The organism is Fulvivirga lutea, from assembly GCF_017068455.1.
Classification (GTDB): Bacteria; Bacteroidota; Bacteroidia; order Cytophagales; family Cyclobacteriaceae; genus Fulvivirga; species Fulvivirga lutea.
Genome location: NZ_CP070608.1, coordinates 780,204 through 796,769, shown reverse-complemented (window position 1 = coordinate 796,769; position 16,566 = coordinate 780,204). Strand labels below are relative to the sequence as shown.

The following is a 16,566-nucleotide window of genomic DNA, read 5'->3' as shown; positions in this document are numbered from 1 at the left end:
TGCATTTCACTATTGGTTTCATCCAAAGTGAATTGAGAAAATAATTCTCATTAACAATAATTTCAAAATGAATAACAAGAATATCATTCTTGCAGTCATTACAATGGTGATCATTGGATTTGGCTGCAACTCCCATAAAGAAAATCACCATCTGGAATCTACTTATTTAGTGACCAGTCCGATAAGAAAAGATACACTTATCACTAAAACCTATGTTTGTCAAATTCACTCTACTCAACACATCGAGCTTCGAGCGCTGGAAAAAGGCTATCTGGAGAAGATATTTGTGGATGAAGGACAGTTTGTCAAGAAGGGACAGTTGATGTTCCAAATCATGCCTCGATTGTATCAGGCAGAATTACAGCGAGCCAAAGCCGAGGCAAACTTCGCGGATATCGAATACCAAAACACGAAGCGGCTAGCAGAAACTAATGTAGTGGCTCCGAATGAGCTGGCACTAGCTAAAGCCAAATTGGACAAAGCTAAAGCCGAGCTGGCATTGGCTCAGGTTCACCTCGATTTCACTCAAATTCGTGCACCATTTGATGGCATCATGGACCACTTTCATGTTAGACAAGGAAGTTTGGTTGAAGAAGGCGAATTGCTGACCACCTTATCAGATAACCATGAAATGTGGGTTTACTTCAATGTGCCTGAGGCAGAATACCTTGATTATCGCCAAAAGGTAACAAAAGACAGCGTTATATCAGCCAGGTTAATGATGGCTAACAACAAGTTTTTCGATTATGAAGGTAAAGTCACAACTATTGAAGCTGACTTTGATAATGCAACCGGAAACATCTCTTTCCGAGCCACATTTCCAAATCCGAAAGGGCTCTTAAGGCATGGCGAAACAGGTAATGTGTTAATCGATGCACCTTTAAAAGAGGCATTGTTAATCCCACAAAAAGCAACGTTTGAAATCTTAGATAAACGCTATGTCTTTGTAGTTGGTGATGATGATGTTATTCATTCCAAAGAAATTGAAATTGGTGCCGAGCTTACCCATCTCTATGTGGTCAAAAGCGGGTTGAAAGAATCTGACAAAATTCTACTTGAAGGATTACGCAAAGTGAAAGATGGCGAACATATAGCTGCCAATTTCATGGAACCGGAGGAGGTTTTAGCAAAGCTGGAACTCCATGCTGAGTAATTTTTTCATCTAAAACTTATTAGAAATGAACTTAAGTAGAATTATTCACAGACCTGTTCTGGCGATTGTTACCTCCATCATATTGCTTTTTACGGGTGGACTAGCGATCAATTATTTGCCGATATCACAATTTCCGCAAATTGCACCAACCACAGTAAATATATTTATTGCCTACCCCGGTTCTAGCGCTGAGGTGTTGGTTAACTCCACGCTAATTCCACTAGAAAGAGCAATTAATGGTGTGCAGGGTATGCGCTACATCTCTTCGGATGCAACCAGTGCAGGTGAAGCAACCATTCGCGTTATTTTCGAGCCCGGTACAGATCCAAATCAGGCAGTAGTTCAGGTAAAAACCAGAGTTGATCAGGTAATGCCACTATTGCCGCCATTGGTACAACGTGAGGGTGTTATTATCACACCGATACAGCCAAGTATGTTGATGTATGTTAACCTCTACAGCACCGATAAAAATGCCGATGAGAAGTTTTTGTACAACTACGCCAACGTTAACCTGATCCCCGAAATTGAACGGATTAAAGGGATTGCCAGAGCGCAGATTTTAGGCAGTAGGCAGTACGCCATGCGTATCTGGTTGAAGCCCGATCGCATGCGGGCTTACAAAATATCGGCTGAAGAGGTGATGGAAGCTATGGAAGAGCAAAGCATCATCGGTAGACCGGGTCGCTTGGGTCAAGCTTCCGGAAAGCAAGCTCAATCACTGGAATACGTACTCTTCTACAAAGAGCGATATAACAAGCCAGAGCAATACGAAGATATTATTATCCGAGCCAATGAAGAAGGGCAAAGTATTCATCTCAGAGACATAGCTGAAGTTGAATTGGGCAGTGAATTTTTTGATATCTATTCCAATTTGGATGGCTATCCGGCAGCGGCTATTGTTTTAAAACAAACTGTTGGTAGTAACGCTACCGAAGTTATCGACAATGTAAAAGCAAAGTTGTCGGAAATGGAAGAATACTTCCCCCCCGGCATGGATTACAAGATAAGCTATGACGTGTCCAACTTCCTCGATGCATCTATCGAGCAGGTGACACACACTTTAAGAGATGCATTTATTCTGGTGGCACTTGTTGTATTCGTTTTTCTGGGCGATTGGCGATCAACACTCATTCCAATCATTGCGGTTCCTGTTTCACTCATTGGTACTTTCTTTATCCTGCAGGTTTTTGGCCTATCCATAAACCTGATCACCTTATTCGCCATGGTGTTGGCTATCGGTATTGTGGTTGACGATGCCATCGTGGTGGTTGAGGCAGTGCATGCCAAAATGGAAGAGAAAAACATCTCACCATACAAAGCAGTGAAACAGGTTATGGGCGAAATCAGCGGTGCAATCATTGCTATCACATTGGTGATGGTTTCTGTGTTTCTGCCTATCACATTTATGCCGGGACCGGTGGGCACTTTCTATCGTCAGTTTTCAATAACAATGGGTAGCTCCATCATACTTTCAGCCATAGTTGCGCTAACCCTTACACCAGTATTGTGCGCTATGTTGTTGAAAAACAATCATGGCAAACCAAAGAAAAAATCGTTGATGACAAGGGCCTTGTCCGGCTTTAATTCAGGTTTTGATAAGTTGACAGGCAAGTATGTTGGCTTACTGAAGGTAATCGTCAATCGCAAGGTCGTGACGTTTGCTGTATTGGGTGTTTTTTGTTTAGGAATATTCTTTGAAAATCAGGTGCTACCTTCCGGCTTCATTCCTAACGAGGATCAGGGAACCATTTATGCGATTATTCAGACACCTCCCGGTGCAACATTGGAAAGAACCAACAAAGTAGCCTTGGAGCTTCAGCGCATCTGTGAAGAAATTGAAGGAGTAGAATCTGTTTCAGCTCTTGCGGGCTATGAAATTATGACTGAAGGTCGTGGGTCCAACGCAGGCACTTGTCTGATCAACCTGAAGAATTGGTCGGATCGTGATGAGTCCGTGCATGAGATCATGGAGGAATTGGAGGAGAAAACGCGGGACCTGGGAGCCATTGTTGAGTTCTTTGAGCCTCCGGCAGTGCCGGGTTTTGGATCGTCTGGTGGGTTTTCCATGCGCATGATTGATAAAACTAACTCGACTGACTATCAGGAGTTTGAAAAGATCAATAACAACTTTATGGCCGCTTTGAAGGAACGGAAAGAAATAACCGGACTCTTCACATTTTTTGCTGCCAATTATCCCCAATATGAGCTGGAGATTGACAATCAAGTTGCCATGCAAAAGGGTGTTTCTATTGGTAAAGCCATGGAAAACCTGAATATCATGATCGGCAGTACTTACGAACAGGGCTTCATACGTTTTGGTCGGTTCTTCAAAGTATATGTGCAGTCCGGACCGGAATACAGAAGGTATCCTTCCGATCTCAACGAGCTGTTTGTGAAAAACGAACATGGAGAGATGGTACCCTACAGTTCATTCATGAAGTTGGTGAAGAGACAAGGGCCTAATGAGATCACAAGATACAACCTGTATAATTCAGCCTCTATCCGGGGCTTGCCGGCAGAAGGTTATACCACAGGAGACGCCATCAATGCGATCAAAGAAGTAGCAGCTTCAACATTACCTCGTGGTTACGATATCGCGTGGGAAGATTTGTCATTTGATGAAGCCCAGCGAGGCAATGAAGCTTTATTTATTTTTATTGTAGTACTCATTTTCGTATACCTCGTGCTAGCAGCGCAATACGAAAGTTTTATTCTGCCGCTGGCTGTAATCTTTTCATTACCTGTCGGGATATTTGGTTCATTCATGCTTTTGAAAGCTATGGGGCTGGCTAATGATGTCTACGCTCAGGTAGGTCTCATCATGCTGGTGGGTTTGTTGGGTAAAAACGCAGTATTGATTGTAGAGTTTGCAGTTCAAAAAAACCGTCAGGGAGCAACCATCTTTGAAGCAGCAGTAGAAGGAGCCAAGGTTCGATTCAGACCTATTTTAATGACCTCTTTTGCCTTTATTGCCGGATTAATTCCACTTGTTTTATCTACCGGTGCAGGTGCGGTCGGTAATCGTACGATCGGATCATCGGCCATGGGTGGTATGCTTATCGGTACCATTTTCGGGGTGATCATCATCCCCGGTCTGTACTACATCTTTGGTAAAATGGCTGAAGGTAGAGACTTCATCAAGGATCAGGATCACGAACCACTTTCTGAAGAATATATCCGAACCATTCAGGAACAGGAAAAGCTAAGCAAAGCCTCTTATTGGAAAGGGCAGGAAGTATTAACAAAAAATGTAGAAGACAATGGGAAATAAAATATTTGGTATCGTGGTGCTTGCTGTTTTTGTTAGTGGCTGTGTACCTGAATTAACAAAACGGGAAGTAAATACAACTACTCCAGAAAGTTATATCAAAGCAAGTAGCGATACGCTGAACTCTGCCAGAACAAGTTGGAGGACATATTTCGATGATCCTTTGCTGGCTGGTTTGATTGATGAAGCACTAGTTAATAATCAGGAGTTGAATATTGTCCTTCAGGAAGTTGAAATGACCCGCAATGAAGTGAAAGCAAGAAAAGGGGAATATTTGCCTTTTGTTGATATTGGCGCTGGAGGTGGAGTTGATAAAGTAGGTAGATATACCAGAAATGGAGCTTTAGAAGCTACCACTGAAATCAAGCCGGGGAAGGAGTTTCCAGAGCCTTTGGGCGATATGTATCTCGGAGCTTATGCTTCATGGGAAATTGACGTATGGAAGAAGCTGCGGAATGCAAAAGCTGCCACATATAAACGCTATCTGGCTTCGATGGAAGGTCGTAATTTTTTGGTTACTAACCTCATTGCTGAAATAGCCTCTAACTATTATGAACTGCTTGCTTTAAACAAGCAGCTAGATATCGTTAAACAGAACATTCAAATTCAATCTGATGCATTGACTGTGGTGAAACTGCAAAAAGAGTCAGCCAGAGTTACTGAATTAGCAGTAAAACGGTTTGAAGCTCAGGTTGCCAAGACTAAAAGTCTGCAATTTGAAATTCAGCAAAACATTATTGAAGTGGAGAATGAGATTAATTTCCTTGTGGGCAGGTACCCGCAGCGTATTACCATTAATGTTGATAATTTCGATGAGTTATCGCCTGACGGAATTCGCTATGGATTACCAGCTCAGCTTCTGGATAACCGCCCTGATATTAGACAGGCTGAGCTAGAGCTACAAGCTTCTAAACTTGATATCAAATCTGCTAAAGCAAAGTTTTATCCTTCTGTAGGTCTACAAGCCGGCATAGGGTTTCAAGCTTTCAATCCATCTTATTTTGTAAAGACTCCGGAGTCATTGATGTATGCTTTAGTAGGTGATCTGGCTTCACCCTTGATTAACAGAAATGCGATAAAGGCTGAATATCAGAATGCGAATGCCCGTCAGATACAAGCGATTATTAGATACGAGCAAACCATCTTGAATGCCTATATCGAAGTGGTTAATCAACTATCGAATGTTGAGAACCTACAAAACAGCTACGATCTAATCGTAAGTCAGGTACAGGCATTAGAAGAGTCGGTAATTATCTCCAATAACCTGTTCCGTTCCGCCCGGGCAGATTATATGGAGGTATTGCTGACTCAAAGAGAGGCATTGGAATCACGTTTTGATCTGATTGAAACGAAAATGCAACAAATGCAGGCGAGAGTAAATATCTACCGCGCTCTTGGTGGTGGGTGGAATTAGAATGGTTTAGAAGATGGAGCTGTTTCAAAACATATAATCACGTCATCGCGAGGTTACGAAGCGATCTCAACGTCAATTCAGATGCTATTATCAAGATTGCTTCACTCCGTTCGCAATGACGACAGTCTTTTGAAACAGCTCCTTTTAATTAATTCTTACTCTTAGCAGCGAAATGCTTGTAGAAGAGCGTAATAGTCTCAATCCCCTTCATAAAATTGGTCACTCCATAATGCTCATTTGGTGAGTGGATGGCATCTGAATCCAGACCAAAGCCCATAAGCACCGTATCTAAACCTAACTCCTCTTTAAAAAGGGAAACAATTGGAATACTACCTCCATCTCTCGTAGGAATTGGTTCTTTACCCCAAGCCTCAACAAATGCATCGCTTGCTGCTGCGTATGCCACTGAATCAGTAGGAGTAACAGCTGGTTCACCACCGTGATGCGGTGTTACTTTCACTTTTACCGATTTTGGTGCAATGCTTTTGAAATGCTTCTCGAAAAGTTCTGTTATTTCATCTGAAACCTGATTAGGGACTAATCGCATAGAAATTTTTGCATAAGCCTTTGATGGAAGAACAGTTTTCGCACCTTCACCAATGTAACCACCCCAAATTCCGTTGACATCTAATGTCGGTCTGATACCAGATCTTTCTAAAGTAGTATAACCATCTTCACCACTGATATCTTCAATATTCAAGTCTTTTTTGTATTCATCCAGATCGAACGGAGCTTCGTTCAATGCCTTTCTCTCATCAGCAGTTAATTCTGCTACTTTATCATAGAAACCAGGTATGGTGATTCTATTCTTATCATCTTTAAGAGAGGCAATCATTTTGCACAACTCATTAATTGGATTTGCTACAGCTCCGCCATATACTCCTGAATGAAGGTCTCTGTTAGGACCAGTCACTTCTACTTGTAAATAACTTAGCCCTCTTAAACCAACTGTAATAGATGGTGTGTCCAAAGAGATCATTGATGTATCTGAAATAAGAATTACATCAGCGGCAAGCTTTTCTCTATTTTCTTTTACGAATATTTCAAGATTTTCAGATCCAACTTCCTCTTCACCTTCAATCATAAATTTAACGTTGCAAGCTACACCACCAGTATTCATCATGGCTTCAAAGGCTTTCACATGCATATACATCTGGCCTTTGTCGTCACAAGCGCCACGTGCATAGATTTTATCATTCTTAATTACTGGTTCAAAAGCAGGGGAGTCCCACAGTTCCAATGGGTCTGCTGGCTGAACATCGTAATGACCATACACCAACACTGTTGGCAAGTTAGGGTCAACCATTTTTTCACCATAAACTATAGGATAACCTGCCGTTTTACAGATTTCTGCTTTATCTACACCTGCTTTCTCAAGGCTCTCTTTTACAAATTCTGCTGTTTTTAACACATCATTTTTGTAAGCAGGATCTGCACTTACTGATGGGATTCTTAATAAATCGAAAAGTTCGTCTAAAAATTTTTGTTTGTTATCCTTAATGTAATCTACTGCACTCATAGTTTATGTTTATTTATTTGCGAGGCCACAAAGGTACTCTGATCTTATGAAAAGGCCAACTTGCCTTATTCTATCGGATGGGTATGGTAATAGTAAAAGTAGTACCATGCCCTGGTGTACTTTCAATAGAAATTTTCCCTTCCAACTTATCAATGGATTGTTTCACTATGTACATGCCGAGACCCGAGCCCTGTGATTTTTCAGTGCCTCGGTAAAACATATCGAAGATCTTTGGAAGATGCTCCTCATCTATACCGATACCGTTATCTTGAATTGAGATTTTCAATGTCTTTTTCAGATGACTCACCGATACTTTAAGGAAGTTCGCCTCTTTGTCAAGATCCATGTATTTGTAAGCATTGGAAATAATATTACTCAGTATAATCTTTAATTTCAGTTTGTCTGAGTTTACTTTTTCTTCGCCCTTAATATCAACTTCAACTGATACCTTATCGAAATTCTCAAGATACTCCAGGTCGTTGATGCTGGAATCAATGAGCTCTCTGATATTTAACTCCTCATTTTTAACTTCTACTCTACTGGCTTTGGCATAGTTCAACATCGATTTGACAAAATCATCTAATCGATGAATACTTGCTCCAATTTTATCGATGTATTCAGTTTTGCTTTCCGAGGAATCATCGAGTTTTGCCACGTGAACCAATCCTAATATGGAACTCAATGGTGAGCGTAAATCGTGAGACGTTTTATACACCAACTGATCCAATTCAAAATTTCTGTCAGAAAGCTCTTGCAATGCTTTATTTAACTCGTTTTCGCGCTTTTCAAGTTTTTTATTCTGGCTTTTAAGCGTTTCATTGAGCACTATTAGCTTATGCTCAGTTTTCTTTAGCTCTGTTATGTCTCTAATGGCACCATCAAAATAATATTCCCCTGCATTACTTTTGTTCAGATAACTACTCATCAATCCCCAAAAAACTTCACCCGACTTCCTTCTGAACTGTATCTCTTTATTTCTTATTGAACCCTTTTCTCTTAGCTCTTTCACAATTTCTTTTCTCGATTCAAGGTGGTAGTAAAGATCTTCTACATCCGTTTCCAAAATTGCCTTGGCAGATGAATATCCAAAAATCTCGGCAAAAGCATCATTTACATACACCATGCCCTTATTTAAAGTACTTCTGTAAAGCCCTTCTTTAATATTCCTGTTGATCGAGGTTAGAAATTCTTCACTACGTTTAAGTTTTTCTTCTGCCTGTTTTTGGCTCGTGATATCTCGTATGGCACCATCAAAATATTCTGTACCGTCTGGTGCAGTAATGAGTGTACTACTGATAAGACCCCAAAAGGTAGTTCCATCCTTACGTTTGAACTCCGCTTCAATGTTATTAATCGCCTTCTTTTCTAAAAGCTCCTTTTTGACAAACTGCCGAATATCTGGATCAACATAAAGAGAAGATGATGTGACTTTATTGAGTTCATCCAGCGACTCAAACCTAAACATCTCTAAAAAAGCCTGGTTCACGTACTCAAAAGAACGGTCGGGTAAATTCCGATAGATGGCTTCTTTAATATTTTGATTGATGCTTTCAAGCAATGTTTTGCTCTCCATTAACTCATCTTCGGCAAGTTTTTGAGAAGTAATGTCACGAAAGTTTGAAATTACTCCGCCTACATCAGGATCATGTAAAAAATTGGATAGTGTTGTTTCAGCCCAGATATAGTGCTTGTTTTTATGGAGAAGTCTTTGTCTAAACGTGATACTGCTTTTAGGTACGCTAAGAACGCTGGCTAAATTTCTTGACGAAATCTCTACTTCATCGGGATGAACGAAATCAACCCCTGATTTACCTAAAACTTCCTCTACCTCAAATCCAAGTATATTTTGGGATGACGCTGTGGCATATGTTATTCTGCCCTGAACGTCATAAAGCACAATTCCCTCATGTGCCTTAGCCATCAGGGCTCTGAATTTCTTGTCTGTACTGGTATTATTGCCCTTTTCAGGATTCATAATAATACAAATTACAAAATAATACCTTTAAAAGTTTATAATGTAACCCCTAAACCGAACTCAACCATATCGGCAGTGCGGCCGTGAGACTTTAAACTTATTTGGCTAAAGAGATGCTTGTTGAAGTTATATTTGATGCCATACCTCTGATACCAGCCCGAATAAAATTCTTGTGGCTTGTAAACATAAATACCTCCCTGAACTACGACTGAAACTTTACTAATCCAAAGTTCAGTACCTACTGTAACAGCCACCTGACCAGTGCCGTTATTCAATTCCTGTTCTGAAGGAATCGCTTCTTTTTCTCTGTAAACTACATTTGCTCTGTCTACAGAGAGTTGATCATAATTAAATGCATCTACTCCCACGAGTATGGTATTGTATTTTGATACTTGTTTGCTTCCGTAAACGCTTAAACTATAGGCTTTATGTTTAATGTCTTCCTGCCACACTTCCCTCCATGACATTGATCCACGCACTGAATAATGTACTTTTCTATCAAGTTCCTTAGCCTCCCATTCAATATCTTTTTGCTTAAAAGGTTTGGGTACATACCTCAAACCAACACCTACAATAGGGTAGTTCATACCATTGTTCGGCATGTTCAATTTGCCATTAGAATAGTGCCTGAAGGCGATATTAACATTAAAAAAATAGTTCTCACTTAATTGAAATTCTTTGTGAATGGTGCCTCGCAATACATAGCTAATTTTGCTGCTTATAGCCTTATTTTCTTCATTGGTGAGTGAATCAAATCTACCTGTTGAATAGACAATACCGGTTCCGATATTTAATCGCCACTTATGCTTTTTCTTGCCGGCTGTCATGTCTAGGTAAGTGGTCAGTGAGCCTACTTCTCCCAATTCACCAGGCACGTTGTAATTAAAATAAGAAGCTGCAATTCCCCATTGAGGGTAGTTGTAAAGTTTGTGCCAATATTTACTGCCTTCAGTAAGCATAGCTGCATACAACTCTACACCGTGTAAATTGGTGTACTCGAGCTGCTTCATGTTCTTTTTGTATTTAAGAACCGCTCCATAGTAAGGATTTACACCATAAGACCATTGAGACTGGCCGTGTGTATAGAAATAAGAAGCAAGAAGTAAAAAAATAAGAGTTAGTAACCGCTTCATTCAGAATGTAAGTAATTCCTTAAACAGCTGACAAAGCTATCAATTTCTGAATTTGTATTGTAATAATGTATCGATGCCCGAATTACAGAATCTAAATTTCTGCTCGACATATCTATTAAAGTTCCACTCTTGACAGCAATTACTGTATTGAATTTGTGGCGAGATAAGTGCGCCTTAATCTCCTCATGTGATTTATCAGGAACTTGAAAAGTAACAATCCCACTTTTTAAACTTCCTGTGTCGGTTACTTCAATGCCCTCTAATTGACTTAACTCTACCCTTAGGTAAGTAGCAACGTCAACCACTCTGTCCCAAATGTTTGAAATTCCCAATTCATTTATCTGTCGTGTTGCTTCTGTTAGCCCTAATTTACCGGCAATACTATGTTCCCAGGTCTCAAATTTTTTGGCGTCTGATCGTGCTTTGAATGTGGTTTTATCTATCCATTCCGCTGAATGCAAGTCCAGGTTTAACGGATTGAATCTCTCAATGACCTCTTGCTTCACATAAAGAAAACCTGTACCTCTAGGCCCTCGCATATATTTTCTGCCAGTAGCAGAAAGAAAATCACACTTCAACTTTTTTACATCTAATGGATATTGCCCTGCCGACTGACAAGCATCTAACTGGTATAAAATTCCTTTCTCACTTGCCAGGTCACCAATATTTTCAGCCGGATTAACTAGGCCATTGTTGGTAGGAATATGTGTTATGGAAATTAGTTTTGTTTTGTCAGAAATCAGCTTTTCGATATCATCTAAAGATACCTCACCTTCCTTCCCTTCTGAGGCTATTTTGATTTTTACCCCAAACTTATTCTGAGCGTTTAAAAATGCTATGTAATTGCTGGCATATGAGCTTTGGTCACAAATTATTTCATCCCCTTCTTTAAAACCTATGGCGTAAAATGAACGAAGCCATGCTACTGTTGCACTTTCAGTAAACGCAATCTCATTAGGGCTCGCATTGATAAGTGTTGCAACCTCATTATAAAATTCAGATAGCTGTTCTGAATAGTTGGCAGCCGTTTCATAACTACCATAATTGGCTTCTTCCTTTAAGCAATTAATCTGAGCCTGAAGTGTTCTTTTTGATACTAATGCTGCCCCTGCATTATTGAAATGTATGACTTGACTACATCCGGGAGTTTCATTTCTAAGAAGATCAATGTCCATAAACTATTCCGTCATTTTCCAATCAAAATCGGTAAAAGCCTCTTCACTCAAAGATTCATACACCTGAACATCATGTGGCCCCAAGCCATCTGAGCGATCGGCTGAAAGAAGTAACCCATTATAATTTTGGTAATTGTCCCACGGCCAAATGGCAGAGGCACTATCTTGAGCTGCATTACCAAAGAAAGCCCATTGCTTTACAAGAGAATCAGATTTGGTGATATATATTTCATAACCATTATTGGGAGTATCGCCCACCTCGTTAAAGGTTAGGCCCAATACATGGGACTGTGCACCAATTAAAGTAGTGTCCTCTCTTAAATAGTTAAGCGTTACACCAGAATCTTTTAGTTTAAAAGGCATTACGAGCCAGTAGGAATCATTAATCCAGATACTCTTTGCTCGTTTCATCAAATTCTTGATACTATCTGATTCTTGAACTTGCCTTCCCTTTATTCTTACTTTGCCTGTGTTATCATTTATATTCGTTAGGTAGATGATCGAATCCTGCGGCACTTCAATTCTAACATTTCCAGTATATTTGTCCCAAATCAGATCTCTTCTATCAAAGAAATTCCAGGCTAAATAGCGCGTATTATCCCACTTCTTTCTGCCGCCCATTGCTTTCATTGTTGCATCTGCCCAGGCTATGGCTTTAGGGTCTGAATTAATTGAGTCGAATCCTGAAGCAGGGGGGTTGATATCAGAAATTTCAGATAATGACTCCTTTTTGTCTTGACCGTTTTCACAGCCAACAGCTATCAAAGAAATGACTAAAATTATACTATTCAGATTTTTTGCCTTTAAGGCTAACGAAATCAAGTAATTGAACATCTTTTTCACGGAATATATATTTACGTATTAAACTTTCTACAGGCAGCACTATAATGGCTATTGTAACCTGAATCAAGAAATCAAACACAGGCGAGCTTTCATTCGCGAATTCATTCTCTGCTACAGTCTGAATGAATTCAATGATAATAATTAATGTAATTAAAGCTAACAATCTACTTGCTAGCCTATACTTAAACCCCAGCTTTTTTAAACGCACGGATACTATAAGTAAGATAGCCAGTCCGCTGACTTCAAAGGCATAGAACCAAGGCCTTTTCCAATAAGGTGGCACTATCTCAAACTTAATTGGCCCTACTTCTTTAATATCTCCAAGAATATTTTTTGAGCGCACCCGTAACGTATAATTTCCTTCTGGCAAGTAAGGAAAACTAATGATGTTGTGATTACCGGACCAGTCCGACCAATTTTCATCAAGCCCTTCGAGCATGTATTGATATTTAACATCCAATATGCCCGAAAATTCGGGTTGAGCGAATTCAAAAAGTAAAGAACTACTGGTTTGTTCAAACTTTAGCTGGTCTTTTGGCAATAAGGTTTTATCTGAGTTTTTGATATGCTTCAGATACAAATCATAAGGTGTGGTGAAACTAATATTTGAGCCAAGGATTTTAAAAAGCTCATTGTTTTCGGTAACCACCCAATAATAGTCCTCCCCTTCTGATGAAATATATTGTATGTTTTTAAACAAACTCAATAGATTCAGTCGCTCATTATTTGAGCTGTCCGAAAGTTTATTCCATAAATCGTTGTTATATACCCACACCTCACCATTTACACCAGATAAGTATTTCAAGTTTTTTGCGCTATCTGTATAATTGATCGATTTCTTTTTCAAATCGACAAAGAACTCACCGGACTCATTCACAAATTTTGGTGCACCACCTACAGTATTGCCAAGCGTTTTGTACATGTAAGGATTAGTGATTGGAAAATTCTCAGAAAGGCCTATTTCGCCATCACTTATTTTAACATAGTAAACTTCGTCTGAAGATGACAACCAAATACGACCTTCGTTGTCTTCAAAAATATTATCAACGTTGTCTTTAAAATCATAAAACAAATCTATGCTTTGATGTGGCTCAGTTAACGCAAATGAAATAATTTGATTGTCGTAAGTTGAGGCGAGAATAAGATTATTTTTCTTTGCTACAGTAAAATAATGGATGGGAATTTTTGTAATGTCCTTTGCTTCTGATCCGACTATTTTAAAAATTCCATCTAGCCCTCCACAATAAAGATCCTCTCCGTGGTTATAAAATTGTAATACTTTGGATTGGATGTTTGCCACCTTGATATATTCAAAGTCTACTGACTTTAATTCTTTTACTGTTCGCGATCGAACGATGGTGCTTTTTTGTCTTCTTATTTGCGGTTCTTTTTCCTGCTCTTTCTTTTTACCAAAAAGGCCTAGAAACCCTTTCTTTTCATTCTCGTCACTTTGCTGTTCAACGGGCACATTTTTAAAAACAGTTTTCTTCTCTACAATCTCTGTTTCCTCGTAATTCTCAACTTTTTTTAAATAGTACAACCCCTCACTTGTGCCTACATAAAGACTATTATTATGGTTTATAACAGCAAGTAACGCGCCTTTCAGGCCTGGGTATTTGTGAAAACTTCTAAATGGTAAGTTCGGGGATATTCGGGTAAAACCTCCGCTATGTGCCACCCAAACCCCACCATGAGTGTCTTTTGAAAATGCATACACTTCGTTATCAGGCAAACCAGTCTGATAATTTATTATTTGAGCTATTTCATTTTTTAAGTGATTAACAAAAATTACCCCTCCTTTAAGTGTAGCTATTGCAAATAAGGAATCATTAACCCAGGTGCCATCTACAAAACCACTTTTCCTGATGTAACCGTCATTATCAATAATTGCAACTCGACTGAGTTTTTCATTTTTCAGAAGGAAAAGTTCATTATCAAATGTGCCAATTAAGGTGCCTTTCCCATTTGGGTGCGTTGAAAGAAACTGAACATCCAACTTATCAAACTCTTTTAGCGAGGGTTCTGCTAAATCTGAATTCGATAGCAATTGTAAACCGCTTTTCTCGGTACTTACATATACTTGATTATCAACAATATGTAACTCGTACAATTCTCCTGAGTACTTCGATGCTATTTCTTTGGTCTGTTCAGTCTCTAAATTTGTTATGAAAACGGAATTAGAACTTAAGGCTATTAACTCATTGTCATTTAAAATAATATCATAGATCTGTTTATTGAGTATGGTGGAATCTCCAATACTTTCATACATTAACTCACGATTATCATTATAAGAAAGCTTACCAATTCCTGAATAACCACCCATGTAAATGGTATTCTTACTATCTAAGGCTAGAGAAAAAACGGCTGCAGGCGTTCTTACAAACTCCCACGAGTGCCCGTCAAAACGAATAACACCTGCCCTGTTAGCGATACAAATAACACCTTTATTATCTTGAAGAATGTCAAAATTGGTATTGTCAATGGCCTCACTATTATGGCTATAGTGGGTCATAAAATAATTTCCCTCCTGAGCTAAAAGATTAGATTGCCCTAAAAAAAATAGACTTAGAGTCAGGCAAAAAAATGTGAGTTTTCGCATTGCCCGACTAATCTAGCAATAATTAACAAAAAAGCCCCGCATTAATATGCGGGGCTTTTACACTGAAATATTCTTAACTTATTTAAACGATACCTTGCGCAAGCATGGCATCAGCTACTTTTACAAAACCCGCAATGTTAGCGCCAGCTTGATAATTGCCTTCCATTCCATATTCTTTGGCTGCTTTCAGACAAGAATCATGAATTTCTTTCATAATCTCTTTTAGCTTGGAATCAACCTCCTCTCGAGTCCAATAAATACCGCTGTAATTTTGAACCATCTCTAAACCAGATGTTCCAACTCCACCGGCATTGGAAGCCTTTCCAGGTGCGTAATTCACTCCACCTTTCATTAGTTCAACAATGGCATCAGACATTGTAGGCATATTTGCTCCTTCAGCCAAAAGCTTAACTCCTGCCTTTATAAGGTTAGCTGCATCTTTTTTATTGATCTCATTTTGAGTAGCACAAGGGAAAGCGCAATCTGCTTTATGAGCCCATAGTGGATTATGATCTGCTTTTCTGTCTGTATCAAAATACTTAGCTGATTTAAATTTCTTAGCATATTCAGAAATCCTGCCTCGCTTTTCATTTTTGAGTTTCATGATAAACTCAATTTTTTCTTGAGTGATACCATCTTCATCGTATATGTAGCCTGAAGAATCTGAACATGTTACAGGTTTTGCTCCTAGTATACACAACTTCTTCATGGCATATTGTGCTACGTTTCCAGACCCTGATATCAAACAAACTTTACCTTTGAGGCTGTCGTTTTGTTCAGCTAGCATATTTTGAGCAAAATAAACCAATCCGTAGCCAGTAGCCTCAGGCCTGATCAAACTTCCTCCCCAACCCTGGCCTTTGCCAGTAAGAACTCCGGTAAATTCGTTTTGAATCTTTTTGTATTGCCCAAACATGTACCCTATTTCTCTTCCGCCAACACCAATATCGCCAGCAGGAACATCCAATCTATGGCCAATGTGTCTTGATAATTCAGTCATAAAGGCCTGACAAAAACGCATAATCTCCGCATCTGATTTTCCTTTAGGATCAAAATCAGAACCTCCTTTACCTCCGCCCATAGGCAAGCCTGTAAGTGCATTTTTAAATATCTGCTCAAATGCTAAAAATTTTAATACACTTGGTGTTACAGTAGGATGAAATCTCAAGCCTCCTTTGTAAGGTCCAATAGCACTATTCATTTGAACGCGATAACCTTTATTTATCTGAACCTCTCCTTTATCATCTACCCAAGTTACCCTGAAACTTATGAGTCTTTCAGGCTCAGTCATACGTTCAAAAAGTTTCGCCTTTTGGTATTTAGGGTTCTTTTTAAGAACTGCTTCTACTGTTTCATAAACCTCATCTACCGCCTGGTGAAATTCCGGTTCATTTGGATTTCTATCGAAAATAGATTTTAATAAATTGGACATACGACTAAATTTTTTGCTAAATATAGTTAGAAATATAGGATTGCAAACGATTTAA

10 protein-coding genes are annotated in these 16,566 nt (G+C 39.2%); 3 read left to right on the top strand and 7 right to left on the bottom strand.

The window, feature by feature from the left end; all coding sequences use genetic code 11:
- The first annotated feature begins 67 nt into the window (after positions 1-67).
- Genes JR347_RS03765 through JR347_RS03755 form a run of 3 tightly spaced genes read left to right on the top strand, consistent with a single transcriptional unit; the run spans position 68 to position 5,835 of the window.
- Positions 68-1,153 (top strand): efflux RND transporter periplasmic adaptor subunit, encoded by a 1,086-nt coding sequence (locus JR347_RS03765; protein ID WP_205722715.1) that lies wholly within the window; start codon positions 68-70, stop codon positions 1,151-1,153.
- A gap of 25 nt (positions 1,154-1,178) precedes the next feature.
- Positions 1,179-4,424: an efflux RND transporter permease subunit gene (locus JR347_RS03760; RefSeq protein ID WP_205722714.1), complete on the top strand. Its 3,246-nt coding sequence runs from the start codon at positions 1,179-1,181 to the stop codon at positions 4,422-4,424.
- Entirely contained in the window at positions 4,414-5,835 is a 1,422-nt protein-coding gene (locus JR347_RS03755; protein WP_205722713.1) for a TolC family protein, read from the top strand. Before JR347_RS03760 ends, JR347_RS03755 begins: the two co-directional genes overlap by 11 nt.
- 148 nt (positions 5,836-5,983) lie before the next feature.
- Here JR347_RS03755 and JR347_RS03750 read toward each other — a convergent pair whose 3' ends face one another.
- The 7 genes from JR347_RS03750 to gdhA form a co-directional block, all read right to left on the bottom strand.
- The gene (locus JR347_RS03750) at positions 5,984-7,354 is read right to left on the bottom strand and encodes a dipeptidase (RefSeq protein ID WP_205722712.1); all 1,371 of its coding nucleotides are present in this window, start codon (positions 7,352-7,354) and stop codon (positions 5,984-5,986) included.
- 70 nt (positions 7,355-7,424) lie between these two features.
- On the bottom strand, positions 7,425-9,329 hold the full coding sequence (locus JR347_RS03745) for a PAS domain-containing sensor histidine kinase (RefSeq protein WP_205722711.1): 1,905 nt from the start codon (positions 9,327-9,329) through the stop codon (positions 7,425-7,427).
- Positions 9,330-9,364: 35 nt separating this feature from the next.
- Positions 9,365-10,462 (bottom strand): acyloxyacyl hydrolase, encoded by a 1,098-nt coding sequence (locus tag JR347_RS03740; RefSeq protein WP_205722710.1) that lies wholly within the window; start codon positions 10,460-10,462, stop codon positions 9,365-9,367.
- On the bottom strand, positions 10,459-11,637 hold the full coding sequence (locus JR347_RS03735; RefSeq protein WP_205722709.1) for an aminotransferase class V-fold PLP-dependent enzyme: 1,179 nt from the start codon (positions 11,635-11,637) through the stop codon (positions 10,459-10,461). The genes JR347_RS03740 and JR347_RS03735 overlap by 4 nt, the downstream gene beginning before the upstream one ends.
- A gap of 3 nt (positions 11,638-11,640) precedes the next feature.
- Positions 11,641-12,471 carry a hypothetical protein gene (locus JR347_RS03730; RefSeq protein WP_235689794.1) on the bottom strand — a complete coding sequence of 277 codons (831 nt, stop codon included), beginning with the start codon at positions 12,469-12,471 and terminating at the stop codon, positions 11,641-11,643.
- Entirely contained in the window at positions 12,422-15,079 is a 2,658-nt protein-coding gene (locus JR347_RS03725; protein ID WP_205722708.1) for a triple tyrosine motif-containing protein, read from the bottom strand. Before JR347_RS03725 ends, JR347_RS03730 begins: the two co-directional genes overlap by 50 nt.
- A gap of 82 nt (positions 15,080-15,161) precedes the next feature.
- Positions 15,162-16,511, bottom strand: coding sequence for an NADP-specific glutamate dehydrogenase (gdhA, locus tag JR347_RS03720; protein ID WP_205722707.1), 1,350 nt, complete (start codon positions 16,509-16,511; stop codon positions 15,162-15,164).
- Between the last annotated feature and the right edge of the window lie 55 nt (positions 16,512-16,566).